Annotated in this window: 16 protein-coding genes; 7 read left to right on the forward strand and 9 right to left on the reverse strand. The window is 51.9% G+C overall.

Going from position 1 to position 19,415, the window contains the following annotated elements; all coding sequences use genetic code 11:
• Positions 1-53 precede the first annotated feature (53 nt).
• Complete coding sequence (proC, locus tag ACYVH9_RS00125) at positions 54-857, forward strand: pyrroline-5-carboxylate reductase (protein WP_460634254.1); 804 nt, start codon at positions 54-56, stop codon at positions 855-857.
• Between the two features lie 71 nt (positions 858-928).
• Here the strand turns inward: proC and purB are convergent, their stop codons facing one another.
• Positions 929-2,269: an adenylosuccinate lyase gene (gene purB / locus ACYVH9_RS00130; RefSeq protein WP_460634255.1), complete on the reverse strand. Its 1,341-nt coding sequence runs from the start codon at positions 2,267-2,269 to the stop codon at positions 929-931.
• A gap of 141 nt (positions 2,270-2,410) precedes the next feature.
• On the opposite strand from purB, the gene ACYVH9_RS00135 reads away from it, so the two are divergent.
• Positions 2,411-3,136 carry an MIP/aquaporin family protein gene (locus ACYVH9_RS00135; RefSeq protein WP_460634256.1) on the forward strand — a complete coding sequence of 242 codons (726 nt, stop codon included), beginning with the start codon at positions 2,411-2,413 and terminating at the stop codon, positions 3,134-3,136.
• A 9-nt stretch (positions 3,137-3,145) separates the two neighbouring features.
• Here ACYVH9_RS00135 and bioA read toward each other — a convergent pair whose 3' ends face one another.
• From bioA to ACYVH9_RS00165, 6 genes are all read right to left on the reverse strand, one after another.
• A complete protein-coding gene (gene bioA / locus ACYVH9_RS00140; RefSeq protein WP_460634257.1) occupies positions 3,146-4,456 on the reverse strand; it encodes an adenosylmethionine--8-amino-7-oxononanoate transaminase in 1,311 nt (436 codons plus the stop codon).
• Complete coding sequence (bioD, locus tag ACYVH9_RS00145; protein ID WP_460634258.1) at positions 4,443-5,087, reverse strand: dethiobiotin synthase; 645 nt, start codon at positions 5,085-5,087, stop codon at positions 4,443-4,445. The genes bioA and bioD overlap by 14 nt, the downstream gene beginning before the upstream one ends.
• A complete protein-coding gene (locus tag ACYVH9_RS00150; protein WP_460634259.1) occupies positions 5,080-6,225 on the reverse strand; it encodes an aminotransferase class I/II-fold pyridoxal phosphate-dependent enzyme in 1,146 nt (381 codons plus the stop codon). The genes bioD and ACYVH9_RS00150 overlap by 8 nt, the downstream gene beginning before the upstream one ends.
• A 233-nt stretch (positions 6,226-6,458) precedes the next feature.
• Complete coding sequence (locus tag ACYVH9_RS00155) at positions 6,459-7,214, reverse strand: glucosamine-6-phosphate deaminase (RefSeq protein ID WP_460634260.1); 756 nt, start codon at positions 7,212-7,214, stop codon at positions 6,459-6,461.
• 52 nt (positions 7,215-7,266) lie between these two features.
• Complete coding sequence (locus ACYVH9_RS00160; RefSeq protein WP_460634261.1) at positions 7,267-8,661, reverse strand: Gfo/Idh/MocA family protein; 1,395 nt, start codon at positions 8,659-8,661, stop codon at positions 7,267-7,269.
• Between the two features lie 10 nt (positions 8,662-8,671).
• Positions 8,672-10,738, reverse strand: coding sequence for a dienelactone hydrolase family protein (locus tag ACYVH9_RS00165; protein ID WP_460634262.1), 2,067 nt, complete (start codon positions 10,736-10,738; stop codon positions 8,672-8,674).
• 128 nt (positions 10,739-10,866) lie between these two features.
• Between ACYVH9_RS00165 and ACYVH9_RS00170 the strand changes: the two genes are divergently transcribed.
• The gene (locus tag ACYVH9_RS00170) at positions 10,867-11,883 is read left to right on the forward strand and encodes a LacI family DNA-binding transcriptional regulator (RefSeq protein WP_460634263.1); all 1,017 of its coding nucleotides are present in this window, start codon (positions 10,867-10,869) and stop codon (positions 11,881-11,883) included.
• 8 nt (positions 11,884-11,891) lie between these two features.
• Here ACYVH9_RS00170 and ACYVH9_RS00175 read toward each other — a convergent pair whose 3' ends face one another.
• Both ACYVH9_RS00175 and murQ read right to left on the reverse strand, forming a co-directional pair.
• Complete coding sequence (locus ACYVH9_RS00175; RefSeq protein WP_460634264.1) at positions 11,892-12,920, reverse strand: zinc-binding dehydrogenase; 1,029 nt, start codon at positions 12,918-12,920, stop codon at positions 11,892-11,894.
• A gap of 47 nt (positions 12,921-12,967) precedes the next feature.
• Positions 12,968-13,783 (reverse strand): N-acetylmuramic acid 6-phosphate etherase, encoded by an 816-nt coding sequence (gene murQ / locus ACYVH9_RS00180; RefSeq protein ID WP_460634265.1) that lies wholly within the window; start codon positions 13,781-13,783, stop codon positions 12,968-12,970.
• Positions 13,784-13,948: 165 nt separating this feature from the next.
• Here murQ and ilvD point away from each other — a divergent pair, with 165 nt between their 5' ends.
• From ilvD to ilvC, 4 genes are all read left to right on the forward strand, one after another.
• Positions 13,949-15,658: a dihydroxy-acid dehydratase gene (gene ilvD, locus ACYVH9_RS00185; protein ID WP_460634266.1), complete on the forward strand. Its 1,710-nt coding sequence runs from the start codon at positions 13,949-13,951 to the stop codon at positions 15,656-15,658.
• 59 nt (positions 15,659-15,717) lie between these two features.
• A complete protein-coding gene (ilvB, locus tag ACYVH9_RS00190) occupies positions 15,718-17,478 on the forward strand; it encodes a biosynthetic-type acetolactate synthase large subunit (protein ID WP_460634267.1) in 1,761 nt (586 codons plus the stop codon).
• Between the two features lie 86 nt (positions 17,479-17,564).
• On the forward strand, positions 17,565-18,098 hold the full coding sequence (gene ilvN / locus ACYVH9_RS00195) for an acetolactate synthase small subunit (RefSeq protein WP_134031721.1): 534 nt from the start codon (positions 17,565-17,567) through the stop codon (positions 18,096-18,098).
• A gap of 182 nt (positions 18,099-18,280) precedes the next feature.
• Entirely contained in the window at positions 18,281-19,324 is a 1,044-nt protein-coding gene (ilvC, locus tag ACYVH9_RS00200) for a ketol-acid reductoisomerase (RefSeq protein ID WP_460634268.1), read from the forward strand.
• The last annotated feature ends 91 nt before the right edge of the window (positions 19,325-19,415 follow it).

The raw sequence follows: 19,415 nt of genomic DNA on the forward strand, positions 1-19,415 counted from the left end.
GCATCTACCAAAAACCGTATACCAAAAACCGCATACCGAAAACCCACTACATAATGAAGATTGCTATTGTCGGCTGCGGCAACATGGGAATGGCGTTTGCCAAATCATTTTTGCAGTACGATCTCGTAAAAAAGGACGACCTGTTGCTCATCGAAAAAAGTGCCGAGCGCTCCGAAGCTTTGAAAGCCGAAAAAACCGGTGTTGTTGTGGATACCATCAGCCCGCGGATTTCGGAGGCAGATTTAATTATTTTATCCGTCAAGCCACAAGATTTCAGTAGTTTACAAAGTGCTTTGCAGGAAGCCATCCAGCCCAGTCAGGTAATCCTGTCAATCATGGCCGGAATTCCAATTGCGGCTATTCAGGAAAAGCTGAACCACCGGCTGGTGATTCGCGCCATGCCGAATACGCCCGCTATGTTGGGCATGGGCATTACCGGTTTTACGGCGGCTAAGGAAGTGGATCTGACCAACCTGCGGAAAGTAGAGAACCTCATCAACGCGACAGGCCGGTCTATTTTTCTGGAAGACGAAGCCTTGCTTGATGCCGTTACGGCCCTGAGTGGCAGCGGTCCGGCTTATTTTTATTATCTCGTGAAAGCAATGGTGGAAGCGGGCAAGCAAATGGGCTTTGATGAATCCGTTGCTGCACTATTGGTAAAGCAAACCATGCTCGGCGCTTTCCACCTGATCAATACTGCCGATAAGTCACTGGATGAACTAATCAAAGCCGTGGCCTCCAAAGGCGGCACCACCGAAGCCGCTCTAAAGCGTTTTGAAGAAGGAGAGCTGGCTAATACGCTGATTTCCGGCATCAAGGCCGCTCAGACCCGGGCAACGGAATTGTCAAAATCGTAGTTTTTATTAGCTAATCTGATTCCAAACCTATAAGGCCTCGAAGGCCTTATAGGTTTTATTTTGCGAGTTGCTCAAATGCCTGTGTAGGTGTAAGGCGTAATGGACCGCAGCTCTGCTTTGACGTTTTCCGACACATTCAGGCCGTCGATAAACCGGGCGATAGTGCTGGCGGTGATTTTCTCGTTCGTGCGGGTGAGGTCTTTCAGAGCTTCATACGGTTTGGGGTAGCCTTCGCGCCGGAGGATGGTTTGAATGCCTTCGGCGACCACTGCCCAGTTTTCTTCCAGATCGGCTTGCAGGGCGGCTTCGTTCAGCTGAATTTTACCCAAACCTTTCAACAGCGATTTCAGGGCAATCAGTGAATGCGCAAACGGTACTCCGAGGTTCCGCAAAACCGTCGAGTCGGTCAGGTCACGTTGCAGCCGCGAAATGGGCAGTTTGGCCGATAGATGTTCAAACAGTGCGTTGGCGATGCCCAGATTGCCTTCTGAATTTTCAAAATCGATGGGGTTGACTTTGTGCGGCATGGCCGACGAACCTACTTCTCCTGCTTTGATTTGCTGTTTAAAGTAGTTCATCGAAATGTACGCCCACATATCTCGGTTAAGGTCTAGCAAGATGGTATTCAGTCGCTTGTAGGCATCAAGCGTGGCTGCCAGCATGTCGTAATGCTCAATCTGCGTCGTGTGCTGGCTGCGTTCCAGACCAAGTTTTTGTACAAATGCATTGCCGAATGAAGGCCAGTCAATATCTGGGTAGGCTACGTTATGGGCGTTGAAGTTACCGGTTGCTCCGCCAAATTTAGCCGCAGTAGGAATGTCGGAAAGCAGGAAAAGCTGCTTTTCAATCCGTTCGCAAAATACCAGAATTTCTTTCCCCAGTCGTGTTGGCGAAGCGGGTTGCCCGTGGGTTCGGGCCAGCATCGGAACGGTTTTCCACTGTTCGGCCAGTTCCTGCAATTTCACAAAAACCGCCCGGTATTGGGGTTCGATTTCCGTTTCCAGGGCATCGCTAAGCAGCAAGGGCGTAGCCGTATTGTTGATGTCCTGCGAAGTGAGGCCAAAATGAATGAATTCGAGGTGATCACCGATGTTCAGGTCGGCTAACTTTTCTTTGATAAAATACTCGACCGCTTTAACGTCATGATTCGTTTCGCGCTCGATTTCCTTGATCCGTAACGCATCGGGTTCCGTAAAATTCTCGTACAAAGCCCGCAGCTTCGGAAAAACGGCATGATCAACTTCCTTCAACTGGGGAAGTGGCAACTCACAGAGATCGATAAAGTATTCGATTTCAATCCGAATGCGGTAACGAATCAATCCCCATTCCGAAAAATAAGGAGCCAATGATTCGGTCTGACGGCGGTAACGGCCATCGATGGGAGAGATTGCGGAAAGCGCGGAAAGTTGCATAGTCGAAAAAAGAAAAGGCAAAGGTAATGGAACCGCCCGAAACCGTTCGCCAGAATAATTAAATTTCCTGTATATTGGCAACTTTATAACAGAACAAATATTTTATTGGCTTATCAGGTTTCCTAAACCCTTCCTTTTTCTATGCAGCTTTCTCCTTTTCTCGGCGAACTGATCGGCACGATGGTTTTACTTTTACTGGGTGATGGCGTGGTTGCCAACGTCGTGCTGAAGCAAACCAAGGGAGAAGCATCCGGCTGGATTGTCATCACCACCGGCTGGGCTTTTGCCGTAACGATGGGCGTTTTTGTGGCCAAAGCTTTCGGCAGTATCGACGCCCACCTGAATCCGGCCGTAACCATCGCGTTTGCCGTTGCTACGGGCGATTACGGAAACCTGTTCAGCTACATCCCGGCTCAACTCATTGGGGGGGTGCTGGGCGCCGTATTAGTCTGGATCCAGTACTTGCCACACTGGGCTGCCACGCCCGATCCGGGCGCGAAACTAGCGGTTTTTGCGACCGGCCCGGCCATCCGCCAACCGGCGGGTAACCTGATCAGCGAAATCATCGGAACGCTGGCGCTCATCATCGGTATCGCGGGCATTTCGGCCAAGGCCCTCGGAACCATTGCCATTGGGTTAGGCCCTTATCTGGTGGGCGTTCTGGTCTGGAGCATCGGTCTTTCATTAGGTGGAACCACCGGCTATGCCATCAATCCCGCCCGCGATCTGGGTCCCCGAATTGCTCACGCGCTCCTGCCCATTCCCGGTAAAGGATCGTCGGACTGGGGGTATGCCTGGGTGCCCATCGCTGGCCCTGTAATCGGAGCGGTTTTGGGCGGTTTGCTGATCCGTTGGTACGCGCTATAAACCGTTCGCTTACTTGGTAAGGTGCTTCAGCAGGCGTTCAATGGCGTTGTATACTATGTCCAGTTGTTCGTCTGTAATGCAGTAGGGTGGAAAAATGTACAACACATTCCCCAGCGGACGCATCAGAACGCCCTGCTCCTGCAAGAATTGATAGGCAACATCCCGGATGTTACTGAAATAAGAACGGCTGGAGCCCCCGGCATCCAGGTCGAAGGCCAGGATTGTACCGCGTTGCCGGACGTTTTTGACCCCTGTTTTTTGCCGTAACTGGTCCGCAAAGTTATTATGTCGCCGGACGATTCGCTGGATGGATGCTTGTGTTTCGTCGGACAAAAGCAGGTCGAGACTGGCAAGGGCCGCCGTGCAGGCCAGCGGATTGGCCGTAAACGAGTGCCCGTGAAAAAGCGTTTTAAAACGGTCTTCCGACAAAAAAGCGTTGTAAATTTCCTGCGTACACGTCGTTATTCCCAACGCCATCGTTCCGCCGGTCAGGCCTTTTGACAAGCTCATCAGATCGGGTTGCTCCCGGAGGTAATGCGTCGCAAACAGTTTTCCGGTTCGGCCAAAACCGGTCATCACTTCGTCGGTGATAATCAGAGCGCCGTAACTACGCGCCAAGGCAATGAGTTGATCCAGAATTTCCGGTTCGTACATTACCATGCCTTCCGAGCCCTGCACCAGCGGCTCTACAATGAATGCCGCTACATCTTCGTTCAACAGTACTTTTAGCTGATCCAGCGTTGCCTGCTCCTGCCCCGGAACAGGCGTCGAAATGTATTCGACATCGAACAGAAAGGGGGTGAATGGCGCCGTGAAAGCACTCCGACCGCTGACGGCCATCGCTCCGAACGTATCGCCGTGGTAAGCGCCTTCCAGTGCAATCACTTTCCGGCGCGGCTGACCAATATTGTGCCAGTATTGAAACGCCATTTTGAGCGCTACTTCCACCGCCGTTGATCCGTTATCCGAATAGAAAACCTTGTTCTGGTTGGAAGGCAAAAGGGGTAAAAGCCGTTCCGCCAGTTCGACCGCCGGTTGGTGAGTAAAGCCCGCAAAGATGACGTGTTCGAGCGTCTGGAGCTGTTGGTAGATGCGTTCGGCGATGTACGGATGGCTGTGACCGTGGATCGTGACCCACCAGGACGAGACCGCGTCAATATACGTTTTGCCGTCTTCCGCGAACAGCAGCGTTCCTTCTCCGCGGACAATGGGAATGGGCAGCGGGGCCGTTTGCATTTGCGTAAACGGGTGCCAGATCACAGCATGGTCGCGTTTAGCCAGATTATCGACGTTCGGATTTGTAGTCTTATAAGTCTCCATACTGTTGCTCGAAAACGTGTTTTAAGCTATCTGCGTTTCGGCGGACGAATTCCGGGTTAATAGCTGTTCCCCATTCAATTCGTCCGAAACTTTTCAAGCCGGTATACTTCACAATGAACTCCTCCGATGCCGGGGTTTCGGGGCCGTTGAAAATGAGACCCAGAATCGGAATCGTGCGCCGTTGCAATGCTTCGACCGACAATAGCGTGTGATTGATACTGCCCAGATAGTGTTTGGAAACCAGCAGAACGGGCAATTGAAGCTGCTGAACCAGATCGAGGTTCAGATCCCGATTGTTCAATGGAACCAACAAACCGCCGGCAAGCTCAACAATTAGATGATTGGCAGTTTGGGGTAGTTGAAATGCATCGAGTGTGATTTCCACGCCGTCGATCGCTGCTGCTGCGTGGGGAGAAAGTGGTTCGCGCAGCCGGTAAGTTTCCGGATGAAACCGGGTTATGGTATTTGAAATCAGCCGCCGAACAGTCTCGGAATCGGAATCTTCCAGCGCACCGGACTGGACGGGCTTCCAGTAATCGGCATTCAGGGCTTCAACAACAACGGATGAAATGACGGTTTTGCCGATTTCCGTACCAATACCGGCGATGATGAATTGCAACGGTTTACTCATGAATAAGCATAATTTCCTGTAAAGTCTGCACCAGCCGGTCCATTTCCTGTTCGGTATTAAAAGCGTGTAGACAAATTCGCAGTCGTTCGCGCCCCGCCGGAACCGTCGGACTTACAATGGGCCGGATGTCAAAACCCGCTTGCTGAAGCTGCTTGGCCACAGCTCGGCAGGCTTCATTGCCCGGAACAATCAAGCCTAGAATCGGGCTATCGGCAGAAGTCCATTCCGTTTGGGGCAAATGCTCCTGAATCTGCTGTTGAAAATAAGTTCGAACGTTGTGTAATCGCTCAATGAGGTCTTTGCTTTGCGGCAAAAGCCGGTATACACTCCGAATGGCCAGTAAGCTGTGAGGAGGGAGCGCCGTTGAGTACACGAACGAACGGGCGAAGTTAATCAGAAAATCGCGCAGGACCGCTGACCCCACCACGGCGGCCCCGTGAACGCCCAGTGCTTTTCCGAAGGTGTGAATCCGCGCAAACACTCGTTTTTCAAGGCCTAGCTGTTGAACCAGTCCCTCGCCATTGGTTCCGAAAACACCGGTTCCGTGGGCTTCGTCCACAATCAATGCAGCTTCATAGCGTTCACACAAGGCAACGATTTCGGGCAATGGAGCCAGATCACCATCCATGGAATAAACGGATTCGATGGCGACATACACCGTGCCGGTGGCGCGTTTTAACCGGTTTTCCAGGTCTTCCAGGTCGTTATGACGGAATTTGAAACGATGGGCCGTGCTCAGCCGTGCTCCGTCGATCATGCTTGCGTGAATCAGTTCGTCGGTCAGGAGTGTATCCCCGCGCTGGGGCAGGCTAGCCAGCAATCCCACGTTCGCATCATAGCCGGAGTTGAAAACCAGGGCGGCTTCTGCCTTGTGAAAATGGGCAATTTCTACTTCCAGCTCCTCGGCCAGTTCAGAATTTCCGGCCAGTAGGCGTGATCCCGTTGAACCATTTGCTAAAGTTGGGTAATCCGTTAGGGCCTGCTCGATGCGTTGGCGCAATACGGTCGACCGGCCAAGCCCCAGATAGTCGTTGGAGCAAAAATCAAGCAGTGAAGTCGGTTTTTTGAGTGTCCGAAGCAATCCGGCAATCCGGCGCTTTTCCAGTAATTCCAGCAATACGTTATCCGCTCTTACCACCTTATTTTCAGATTATTCGCAAAGGTAGGCAGGAAGTCCATTCGGCGAACAAATGTGGAAAAATGGTATAAAATAAGGACTTATCCACAACCTTATGTGGATAAGTCCTTCCAAATCGTCACTTTTTTGTTATAAATATTAGCCAACGGGCTTTGATGGGCTGATCTCTAAGCGTTTACCAGCAGCATACGCTGGAAAGAAATCGGTTTTGCAGCGATGCAAATGCTGTCTGCTTATTGTTCGCTGAGTTTCGTTCCGGTCGCCAATAAGCTGGCAGAATCTTCGTCGAGGTAAAGGTAGCAATCTGGATGTGATTGCAGAATGCTGGCCGGAAAAGCAGGGCTAACCGAATGCTCTAGGGTGTCTTTAACCGCCTGTGCCTTTCGCCCATCTGGAACGGAGCAGATAATGTGTTTCGATTTCATGATTTGCCGGACCGACATGCTAATGGCCTGGTTTGGCACGGCTTCCAGCGACTGAAACCAGCCTTCTCCAAATTGCTGCCGCCGACAGGCCGCGTCCAGATCGACAATCAGGTACGGTTTTTCCGTGTCAAAATCGGCCGGGGGGTCGTTGAACGCCAGGTGTCCGTTTTCGCCAATGCCAACCAGCGCGACGTCGATAGGGTGTTCCAGGATAAGGGCATCTAAGCGCTCGGTTTCCTGTTGTGGGTCCACCTCCCCATTGATGAGGTAACTGGCTTTCAGGGAAGAAACCTGGTCAAGAAAGCGCTCCTGTAGGTATTTACGGAAGCTGGCCGGATGCGAAAGCGGCAAAGCGATGTACTCATCGAGGTGAAACATCACCACTTTACTCCAATCGATTTCTTCGGCAATGAGCTGTTGGAGAGTGGCAAACTGGCTGGTGCCGGTGGCCAGAATGACGTTGGCTTGTCCGTTTTTGGCAATGGTTTGGCGGATTAGCTCCGCAGCCAATTGACCCGCACTTTGGCCGAGTTGTTCGGCGGTTTCTGAAATGGTAATAGTCATGAACTTGAGGTTTCCTGCAAAAAATAAAATGAGTTTGTTAAGCCGATCGGTTTCATAAACTTTTCACCCGGGTTGTTCCGCCCGTGGCCAGGCTGATGTCTACGGGTTTATTGGTTTTCCAGGAGCCGTTGGTAAAATCCGGAACGTCAATGGAGTTGGACCGATGGGCCACCGACCATTCGCTGAGCGGGCTAATACTGCTCCAAAGCGCGGCATCGTACACATCCTGATCCAGCGGTAAACCGTTCCGGAGGCAATCGATGAGCCGCCAGTCCATCAAAAAATCCATGCCGCCGTGGCCGCCCACCTGTTTGGCCAGCTCACCCACCCGCTTGACAATTTCGGGTTGATATTTCTTTTCCAGCTCCTGGTATTCTTTCTCCGATAGCCATTCGTGGCCCGTTGCAATCCGGCCCGGCAGCGGGTATTTCTGCGCGGTGGCTTTGGTACCGCTGATGAGATGAATCCGGGAATAAGGCCGGGGCGAGCTGACGTCGTGTTGCAGCATAATGGTCCGGCCTTTCTTGGTTCGGATGGTCGTTGTATTCATGTTGCCCCGGAACGTCTTGCCCTGGAAAGGCTTGAAATCGGCATCCTGTTGGGCCAGCTCGTTGGCTCGCTTGCCGAGCATAAAATCCTGACTGGCCATCGAAACCAGGTAATCCATCTGGTCTCCCCGATTAATATCAAGGACCTGCGCGACTGGCCCCAAACCGTGGGTGGGATACAAATTTCCGTTGCGCTGGTTTTCTTTCAATCGCCAGAGATCGTAGCGTTTACTTTTATCAAACAACGAATCGTAAATATCGTGGATATAAGCGCCCTCGGCATGGATGATTTCGCCAAAAAAGCCCTGACGCGCCATGTTCAGTGTGAGGAGCTCGAAGAAATCGTAGCAACAGTTTTCCAGCATCATGCAATGCCTTTTGGTACGCTCGGACGTTTCTACCAGCTTCCAGCAATCGTCTACGGTCGTCGCAATCGGAATTTCACAGGCCACATGTTTCCCCTGCTCCATCGCATACAGGGCCATCGGCGTGTGCAGGTTCCAGGGTGTGCAGATGTAAATCAGATCGATGTCTTTGCGGTCACAAAGCTTTTTCCATTCGTCGGCTTTTCCGCTGTAGTATGTGGGTTTGTGGGTAGTTTTTTCTAGGGTTTTCTTCGCTTCGTCGATGCGCTCCGGACGAACATCACAAACGGCCTGAACAACTACATTTTCCAGGTAAACAATTCGTTTCAGCGCCCCGGCACCCCGGTTGCCGACTCCGATGTAACCAATCCGGACGGTTTCCATTTTTGGGGCGCTGTAGCCGCACATGTTGAAGGTTTGCCGGCGAGGGGGAGCTGTGATTCCCGTGGGCTGACCGTAGCTCAGGTTGATGGTGCTCAATCCGGCACCGGCCAGACTGGTCATCTTTAAAAAATCTCGGCGTTTCGTGTTCATGGTTAGGGGTTTAGTCGAAGCGAAGTTGTCCCTTCTGTTTCGTTTTCTGACGTAATTGTACAAACTCCTGTTTAAATTCGGTAAGTTGACTTTCGGACAAGGGCCGTCCTGCTATGGTTACAGGATTAATAAACCGCACGTTTGGAGCGCCTAAAGCGGCTGCCAGTGAGACATCTCCCCAGTTCAGAATGCCCGGTACATGAACGGCCATGCTAAAATGATCGACCGAATCCCGGTTGTCGAAACGGTAGCTGACGGGGCTGTCGCGCAGTGTAACGGTTTGTACCGTCGGTGTTGTGGTGCTGAAAAAGAGGGCAGCCAGACCCGTTTCCCGACTGCCATCGATTTCGACGGTTTTGGCACCGTGTTCTTGCTGTAGATAGGCTGTAACCGTTCGCAAATCCCGGATCCAGTGCCCCATGACGGTTTTTCCGAGCCAGAGGGTCGAGCGGGCCAACGTATGGAAAGCAGGCAGTTGGCCGTCGATCTGGCGGGCGACGGTTGAAGTGCTTTCACCCGTTCCCCACACATCCAGCAGCACAATCGCCTTATCCTGGTGTTCACGAAGGATGGCCGGCGTTACGTAGTTTTTGCCCGCCGGGTGGCATACAATCACGAACGAAGTAGTCGGTTTGGCCGGTTGGCGAATCAGGAGCGGGAGTAACTGGTTGTCTGACGTTTGTAAGGCGATCCGGTTCCAGCCAGCAGTTGGGCCGTAGTGGTGAACGTTGTTCAGCGAGGCTGGTGGTTGTAACCGCAATCGGTTATGCAACGCCACCTTTTTCGCTTTGGCGTCGATGGTTGATCCACTGAGCCATTGCTTACGCAAGGTATCGCCCTGATTCTGGCAGAATGTCGCCGTACTAACAACGCGGCTATCGCGCTGGCCGGGCGGAAAAACCGCCAGTTTTTCAATGGAGAGTAGCGGATACGGCTTGGTCTTTTTGGGAGCACCTGTGCCCGTTCCTTTCAAATTCCAGTCAAACCAACCGAGCATGGCTTCCCGAATTTCCGGGCCGTACCCGTGGGGTTGGTTGAAAAGCTGGTAACTTAGTCGGTCCTTGGCTCCCAGCATTTCAAAAAGCGGGGCGACGGTTTCGTAACTGCGCAGCATTTCCGATGGCAGAAAAGAACGGTTTTGTTCGAGCAAGGCATTGCAGATTTTTAAGGCGCGGGGAGCAATGAGGCCCAAAACACCCGCTTCTTCCGTCAGCGTAAAACCGTCGGGCAGTAATTCGCAAACGCAGTTGCTATTCATAATATAAGCATCGAAGGTGCCAACGCTAACCACCGGAACACTGGCTTTGATGCGCTCGTCGAAGGCCGAAAGCCACATGCATTGATTGCCACCCCCGCTTGCCCCCGTCGCTCCGATTTTGCCAGCATCGACAAAAGGAAGCGAACTCAGCAGATCGACGCCCCGGATGTTGTCGGTCAGTTGCATACCCAGTAGCGTTTCGCCCACATTAAGCAGGGAAGCACCCAGATTGGAGCCGTGGTATTCGGGTTCGCCGTGCTTCGTACTGCGTTCTCCTGCGCCCCAGGCGTCCAGAATCAGTGAAACGTACCCCTCCTGCGCAAGAATATGACCGATTGACTGCACAATGTCGCCTATATGCCCGTTGGGCCAGTGGCCATGCGTTTGAATCACCGCCGGGAACGGCCCTTTGCCATCGGGAACGTACAGATTAGCGGTTGCGTAAATGCCGGGCCGGGTTTGGAATAGAATGTTCTTAACCGAATAGCCGTTCAGTGGGACGCTCCCGGTTTCCTGATAATGAAGTGGAAGATCAGGCTGGACTACCGCCCGGGTTTTCTCCCAAAGTTGCTGGCGAAGGGTTGTTCGCTGAGTCTGGTAGGCATCGGCTGTAGTCGGAAGCTGGTGAGCCTGAAAAGCCAGCGCGGCTTCCTGCCGTAACTGTTTATCAATTAGATCAACCATAGGATGCGCAAATACGGGCGGAATTGGTCCAGAATCCGGGTCCGGCTGCGACGGCGGCTGAGCCAGGGCGAGGGCCATGCTCAACCAGATACACAGTCCCAGTCCGGCGAAAAAATAAGGAAAGATTGGCTTCATGGTCGTTTTGGTACCGCGTCCGAAAACCGGATGAATTGAAAGGCACTTTCCGAAATAATTAGAATTCGGGAGTGGAATCAACTATTTTGCCAAATAAAGTAGCGAGAACGTTCCCGAAAACCGATTCGATGCAACGACGCCAATACATTACCATCAAGGACATTGCCCGGGAATTAGCCATTTCGGTGTCGACGGTTTCGCGTGCTTTGCGGGATGCGTACGATGTGAATAAGGAAACGCGGGAAAAAGTGCTGGCCAAGGCGGCTGAACTCAATTACAAACCCAATTTCAATGCCATTGGCCTGGTACAGAATCATACGCACCGGATTGGCGTACTCATGCCTGCTATCACGAATTATTACTTTTCGACGGTTTTTACGGGCATTGAAGAGGTGGCCAACGCCAACGGATACAGCCTGATTGTGTTTATAACCAATGATTCAGCGGATCGCGAACGGACCATTTTGCAGGAACTGTCGCTGAGTAGCCTGGATGGTCTACTAGTGTCGGTTTCTTCGAAAACCGATTCTGACGCGCATTTTCAGGAATTGATTCAAAACGGCATTCCGGTTGTGTTTTTTGATCGGACGACCGATGCAATTGCCACGTCCAAAGTAATGCAGGACGATTACCACGGCGCTTATGATGCTACCCAGCATCTGATTGATCAGGGATATCGACGGATTGCCCATATTGCGGGTTCCGCGGGGTTGACCCTTACCCAAAAACGACAGAAAGGTTACGAGGATGCGCTGCAACGCCACGGTTTTTCGATTCGCCCCGAATGGATTATTCATTCGGGCTTTTCCCAGGAGAACGGTTTTGATGATGCGGTTCGGTTGTGGAAAATGGCCGAAAAGCCGGATGCAATTTTTGCCGCCAACGACCGGAAAGCCATTGGTGCCATGCTGGCGCTGAAGGAACGACATGTGCAGATCGGCAAAGACGTCGGCGTGATTGGGTTTACCAACGACCCTATGGCGCAGATCATCTCTCCTACCCTGACCACCGTAGCCGAACCTGCGTTTGAAATTGGTCAGCGCAGTTGTGAACTGCTGTTGAAACACATCACGAAACGTAATTTCGAAGCACAGGAGGTAATTTTACCCGCCAAACTCATCGTTCGGGAATCGACCCAACGCTGAAATACCGTTCAGGATACGTTTAGCACCAGTTTACCAAACTGTTTTCCGGCTTCTATTTTTCGCAACGCCTGCTCCGTTTCGGCCAAAGGTACGATTTCGTCAATTATCGGAACCAGCTGGTGTTGATCGACAAAGTGCGTCATGTCGGTAAATTCCGGGTTGGTGCCCATCGTGGTGCCGAAAATGGTTAGCTGCTTGAAAAAGACCTTGGAAGGGGCCACGTCCGTGATGTTGCCGGTTGTGCCGCCGTAGAAAACGATTCGTCCGCCGGGCGCGGCCACATCGATTAACTTTGCAAATCCGGGCCCGGCGGCACTGTCGATAATAACATCAAAATACCCCCCTTTGCCCCCGCCGGTCTGGTTCAACAATCGTTTCGGCCAGTCGGCGTCGCGGTAAAGAACACCACCTGTTGCCCCCAGTTCCTGAGCGCGTTGCAGTTTTTCATCCGATCCGGAGGTGACCCAAACTTCGGCTCCGGCAACCTGAGCAAATTGCAAGGCTGCCAGGGCGGCTCCTCCCCCAATGCCGGTGATCAAAACCCGTTCGGTTTGGTCAGATCGGTTAATCTGAAGCCCGGCCCGGGTCATCAGGGCGCGCCAGGCGGTCAACCCCGTCAGAGGCAGGGCAGCGGCTTGCTCAAAGGACAGGTGAGCGGGTTTGCGGTGCAGGTAGTTTGCTTCAATTTTCAGGTATTCGGCGAAGGTACCGTTGTCGGGCATCCCCAGAATCTTGAAATCCGGGCCGTAAAAATGGGGATTGGCGCCCCAGTTCAGCGCCGGATTGATGATGACTTCCTGATTTTGCCAGGTCGAATCAACCCCCTCTCCCAATTCAATGACGATGCCTGCGCCGTCGGAACCCAGAACAACGGGTAGTTGCATTTTAGGGTACAAACCGTGCTGAACGTAGACATCCCGGTGATTGATGGCTGCGGCTTTGATCTGAACAATAACTTCGCCTGGCCCGGCAACGGGCTTCTCAATGTCGGTGTACCGGGCAGGCTGGTGGAGTTCCGACTGGAAAATCGCTTTCATACAAATTGGTACAACTGCTATTGGCACAATGCGGTATTAACTCAACTTTAGTAAGCTTCGGGGTCGTAATCAGAATTCAGGATTGCGCTCCGCACGTTGCCGAACTTGGCCAGCAGCTCTTCGGCTTTTTCCCGCGAGACACCGGTTTCGCTCATCACCATATTAGCGGCCCGAATTTTCAGCTTATGGTTAGTCAACTGCATGTCCACCATTTTGTTGCCTTTTACCCGACCCAGCTGAATCATGACGGAGGTAGAAACCATGTTAAGAACCAGTTTCTGAGCGGTTCCTGATTTCATGCGCGTGCTACCCGTCACAAACTCGGGTCCGACCACCACCTCGACCGGAAATTCAGCGGCCTGTGCAACTGCCGAACCAGGGTTGCACACGATACAACCCGTCAGAATTCCAGCTTCACGGGCTTTCTGCAAACCGCCAATGACGTACGGGGTTCGGCCGGACGCGGCAATACCAATGAGGGTATCCAGCGGTTCGATGTGGTAGGGCTGTAAATCCTTCCAGGCCTGCTCTGAATCGTCCTCGGCGTTCTCAACGGCGCTCCGAATGGCGCGGTCACCACCGGCAATAATGCCCACAACTAAGTCGGGCGATACGCCATAAGTTGGGGGGCATTCTGAGGCATCGACAACGCCCAGCCGGCCGCTGGTACCGGCGCCGATGTAAAACAGCCGACCGCCCTCCCGCATCCGTTTTACGATTTCGACAACCAGTGCTTCAATCTGTGGAATGGCTTGCTCCACCGCCAGCGGAACGGTTTGATCTTCTTTGTTAATATTGGTCAGCAGTTCCTTCACCGACATCTGCTCGAGGTGGTCGTAATGGGACGAGTTTTCCGTAATCATTGTATAGTGCTATTTTTTGTACGTCAAAAGTACAATGTATTCTATACTAACTATGCATAGTGAAAAAAATACTAAAAAATCAGCACAAAACTCTTGCGAAATTTATTTCAATTTTTTTCCTTTGAATCAAATTACGCTTTCAGCGAAATTTCGCTAATCGAAATTATGACAACTATAGCATCCGACAAAAAAGCCCAACTTAACCGCTACAGCGCCACTCTCACTCAGGAAGTTAGCAATCCCGCTGCTCAGGCAATGCTTTATGGCATTGGTTTGACCGAAGAAGATATGGCAAAGCCTCAGATTGGAATTGCCAGTGCTGGTTACGATGGTAACCCCTGCAATATTCACCTGAATGGGTTGGCCGCGTATGTTAAAAAAGGAGTCAACGAAAGTGGGCTGGTTGGTCTGGTATTTAATACCATTGGTGTATCGGATGGGATGACCAACGGAAACGATGGAATGTCCTATTCCCTCCCATCCCGCGATATCATTGCTGACTCTATCGAAACCGTCGTACATGCCCAATGGTATGACGGGGTGATTGCCGTTGTCGGCTGCGATAAAAACATGCCCGGTGCCCTGATGGCCGTAGGGCGCTTAAATCGTCCATCCATTCTGGTATACGGTGGCACGATTCGGTCGGGAAGCTATAAAGGTCAGAAATTAGACATTGTATCGGCGTTCGAAGCGTACGGCAAAAAAGTTGCCAACAGCATCAGCGAGGAAGATTATAAAGGCGTTATTCAGAATTCGATTCCCGGGGCGGGTGCCTGCGGTGGGATGTACACCGCCAACACAATGGCATCGTCAATGGAAGCCATGGGGTTGAGTATTCCCAATAGTTCAACGTTTCCGGCTACGCACGAAGGCAAGCAGGCCGAGTGCCGGAAGATCGGAGCGGCTATGATGAACCTGCTGGAAAAGAATATTCTGCCGCGTGACATCATGACGAAGAAAGCGTTTGAAAACGCCATGACGGTGGTAATGGCACTGGGCGGTTCAACCAACGCGGTATTGCACTACATCGCCATTGCCAAGTCGGTTGGCGTTTCGCTGACGTTGAAAGATATTCAGGACATCAGCGACCGGACACCGTATCTGGGTGATCTCAAACCGAGCGGAAAATACTACATGGAGGATATGCTGGCCATCGGTGGAGTTCCGGCGGTTATGAAGTACCTCTACAAAGAAGGTTACATCCACGGCGATTGTATGACCGTGACGGGCAAAACCGTTGCTGAAAATCTCGAAGAAGCGCCGGATCTGGATTTTGAAACGCAAAGCATTATCCGCCCGTTGGCAAACCCGATCAAGAAGACGGGACACATTCAGATTTTGTACGGTAACCTGGCGACGCAGGGAGCCGTTGCCAAAATCACGGGTAAGGAAGGTGAACGGTTTGAAGGAATTGCCAAAGTGTGTGAGCGCGAAGAGCAGTTGCTGGAGTTCATCCAAAACCGGGAAATTAAGGAAGGACATGTTGTTGTTATCCGCTACGAAGGCCCGAAAGGTGGCCCCGGTATGCCCGAAATGCTGAAACCAACCTCGGCCATTATGGGACTGGGGCTAGGCGATAAAGTGGCGTTGATTACCGACGGACGGTTTTCGGGCGGCACCCACGGTTTTGTGGTGGGGCACATTACACCCGAAGCCCAGGAAGGCGGTAATATTGCGCTGGTGCACGACGGCGATAAAATCACGATTGATGCTGTCAACAACGTCATTCACATGCACGTGTCGGATGAAGAACTGGCCGAGCGCCGGGCCAACTGGACGGTTCCGCCCCTGGAAAAATCCGCCGATCACGGTATTCTGCGGAAATACGTGAAGCTGGTGAGCTCCGCGAGCGAAGGCTGCGTAACCGATGCGTAACGACGAATCAACTCAACAAATGCCGAATCAGTAGTACTGATCCAAAAACACACAATGCAATGAATACAACAGTCAGTGAAATAACGGCAGAAGAATCGCAACCGGCTGTTCCGGCGGCCCAGTTGCTCAAACCCCTGACGGGTGCCGAAGCGCTCATGCAGGCTTTGGTCGAAGAGGGCGTAGAAACCATTTTTGGGTATCCAGGTGGGGCTATTATGCCGGTCTATGATGCGCTGTATGATTATCAGGACCGCCTGAATCATATTCTGGTCCGGCACGAGCAGGGAGCTGCCCACGCGGCAGAAGGCTATGCTCGGGTGACGGGCCGGGCGGGGGTTTGTCTGGTTACCTCAGGACCAGGTGCTACCAATCTGGTGACGGGCATTGCCGATGCAATGATTGATTCAACGCCGATGGTGTGTCTGGTCGGTCAGGTAGCGATGAAGCTGTTGGGAACTGACGCCTTTCAGGAAACGGACGTGATTGGTGTCACAATGCCAATTACAAAGTGGAACTACCAGATTACGAGCGCTGACGAAATTCCGGAAATTGTTGCGAAGGCGTTTTACCTCGCGCAATCAGGACGCCCAGGCCCCGTTGTGATCGATATCTCCAAGAATGCGCAACAGGAGTTGATGACCAAACCGTTCGAGTATAAAAAGTGCGAGAAGGTGATCAGCTACCGGCCCCGTCTGGTGCCAAAACAGGATCAACTGGAAAAAGCCGCCGAACTGATCAACAAGGCTAAAAAACCGTTTATGCTGGTTGGACATGGCGTGTTGATTTCCAAAGCGGAGCAGGAACTGCTGGCGTTTGTTGAAAAAACCGGTATTCCGGTGGCAACCACGCTGCTGGGCCAATCGGCTCTCTCGGTGGATCATCCGTTGTATACGGGCTGGCTGGGAATGCATGGCAATTATGGCCCCAACGTCATGACAGACCATTGCGATTTGCTAATTGGGGTTGGAATGCGCTTTGATGATCGGGTAACGGGAAATCCTGAATTATTTGCCCGGCAAGCCAAAGTCGTCCACCTTGAAATAGATCCGGCGGAAATTGACAAAATTATCAAGGCCGATGCACCGGTAATTGGTGACGCCAAGGAGATTCTGACGCGGTTGATGCCGCTGGTGAACGAAACGGATCATACGGCCTGGCGCAACGAATTCCGGAAGTACGACGACATTGAGGACGAGAAGGTCACACAGCCTGCCATTGCGCCAACATCCGAGAAAATTAAAATGGCCGAAGCCATTGATCTGCTCTCGAAAAAAACGCGCGGAGAGGCCGTGATGGTGGCCGATGTGGGCCAGCACCAGATGATGACGTCAGCTTACTACGAATTCAAAAAACCGCATAGCCTGGTTACCTCGGGTGGGTTGGGAACGATGGGATTTGCCCTGCCAGCCGCTTTTGGGGCCAAAGTGGGCGATCCGAGCCGTGAGGTAATTGCCATCATTGGCGACGGTTGTTTCCAGATGACGATTCAAGAGCTGGGAACCATCGCGCAGAACAAACTGCCGGTGAAAATTATCATCCTGAACAACAACTTCCTGGGTATGGTACGGCAGTGGCAGCAACTCTTCTTCGATCGCCGGTATTCGTTCGTGGAGCTGCAAAATCCGGATTTCATCACCATTGGCAAAGGGTTCGGAATCGACGGCCACACGTGTGCGACGCGCGAAGACCTGTCGGCATCACTGGATACGTTGCTGGCCTCGGAAAAACCGTATCTGCTGGAAATTATCGTCGAGAAAGAAGAAAATGTCTTTCCGATGGTTCCGGCGGGCACGAGCGTCGCATCTATTCGGCTCGAGTAACGTACCACGGACCGCCCTGTTCAGTCCATGAATAATTGAAATACCAGAAGTTACAAACAACACGGACTAAGTCCGTGGGTATGAAGATGAACACATACACCATTTGCATATTCACCGAAAATACGATTGGTCTGCTCAACCGGATCACCATTATTTTTACCCGACGGCGGATCAATATTGAGAGCCTAACGGTTTCTGAAACCGAGCGGAAAGGCGTTTCGCGGTTTACGATCGTCATCAAACACGAATCGCGGGAAGCTGTTGAGAAGCTGGTTCGCCAGATCCGGAAAATCATTGAGGTGATGGCGGTTTTCGGGTACCTGAACGACGAAATCGTATCGAACGAAATCGCGCTTTTTAAGATCGAAACACCACTGGGCTCCAAACCACTGGACATTGAATACATCAACAAGCATTTCAACGCCTGGGTGGTTTACTGGCAACTGGATTATGTTGTGATTGAAAAGACCGGTTCGGAAAAAGAGATTTTTGAGTTTTTCAGCTACATCAAGCCCCACGGTATTCTGGAATTTGTGCGATCAGGTCGGGTAGCCGTCGGTAAAACGGAGAAAGGACTCGTGGAGTATTTGCCTGAATATGAGTGGGAGTATTATTTGTAAGAAATGCGATATTTGCGCCAGAATGCGTTCGCGCTCATAGCGCACAGCATAAAACCTGGCAGTTCTGGGTGGCCCCGTCTCCAAGACTTGGCAGGTTTGCAGAGCAAATGCGTCCTACCGCAGGCAAACGTACGTTTCGGAATTCTGTATTCAATTTTAATTCAAAATAAACAAGTCAAACAATGGCAAAAATTAACTTCGGCGGAGTTGAAGAAGAAGTCGTAACCCGCGAAGAATTCCCTCTCGAAAAAGCCAGAGAAGTCCTCAATGATGAAGTCATCGCTGTCATCGGTTACGGTGTGCAGGGGCCCGGCCAGTCGCTGAACATGCGCGACAATGGTTTCAATGTAATTGTTGGCCAACGCAAAGGCAAAACCTACGACAAAGCGGTGAGCGATGGCTGGGTGCCGGGTGAAACCTTGTTTGAAATTGAAGAAGCCCTCGAAAAAGGAACTATTATTTGTTTCCTGCTGTCGGATGCGGCCCAAATCGAGCTGTGGCCGACGGTGAAAAAATACCTGACTGCCGGTAAAGCGCTGTATTTCTCGCATGGCTTCGGCGTTACGTACAAAGACCAGACGGGCATTATTCCGCCGGCTGATGTTGATGTATTCCTGGTGGCTCCGAAAGGTTCCGGAACCTCGCTGCGCCGGATGTTCGTAGAAGGCAAAGGGCTGAACTCCAGCTTTGCAATCTATCAGGATGCCACGGGTAAAGCCCGCGAAAAAGCCATCGCAATGGGTATTGGCGTTGGTTCAGGCTACCTGTTCGAAACTGATTTCTACAAAGAAGTAACGTCTGACCTGACCGGCGAGCGCGGCACACTGATGGGTGCCATTCAGGGCATTTTTGCGGCTCAATACGAAGTACTGCGCGCCAACGGTCACTCACCTTCGGAAGCCTTCAACGAAACCGTTGAAGAGCTGACGCAGTCGCTGATGCCGCTGGTGGCCGAAAACGGAATGGACTGGATGTATGCCAACTGCTCTACAACGGCACAACGGGGCGCACTCGACTGGTGGAAACCATTCCGCGATGCAACGAAGCCGGTTTTCGAACAATTGTACAACTCGGTGAAAGCGGGTGAGCAGGCTAATATTTCAATTACGCGCAATTCACAATCCGACTACCGCGAAAAACTGGAAGAAGAACTGAAAGAACTTCGCGAGTCAGAAATGTGGCAAGCGGGTACGGCGGTTCGCAGCCTGCGTCCGGAGCGCAACTAAGGTTTAAGGCAGGACTTCCTGTCCGGTTGAGGGAGTTTGGAGCCTATGTTAAAGTTTCCGGCAATTTGAGTAACTTTAAAATCCCAAATGG

The organism is Larkinella harenae (assembly GCF_054780515.1).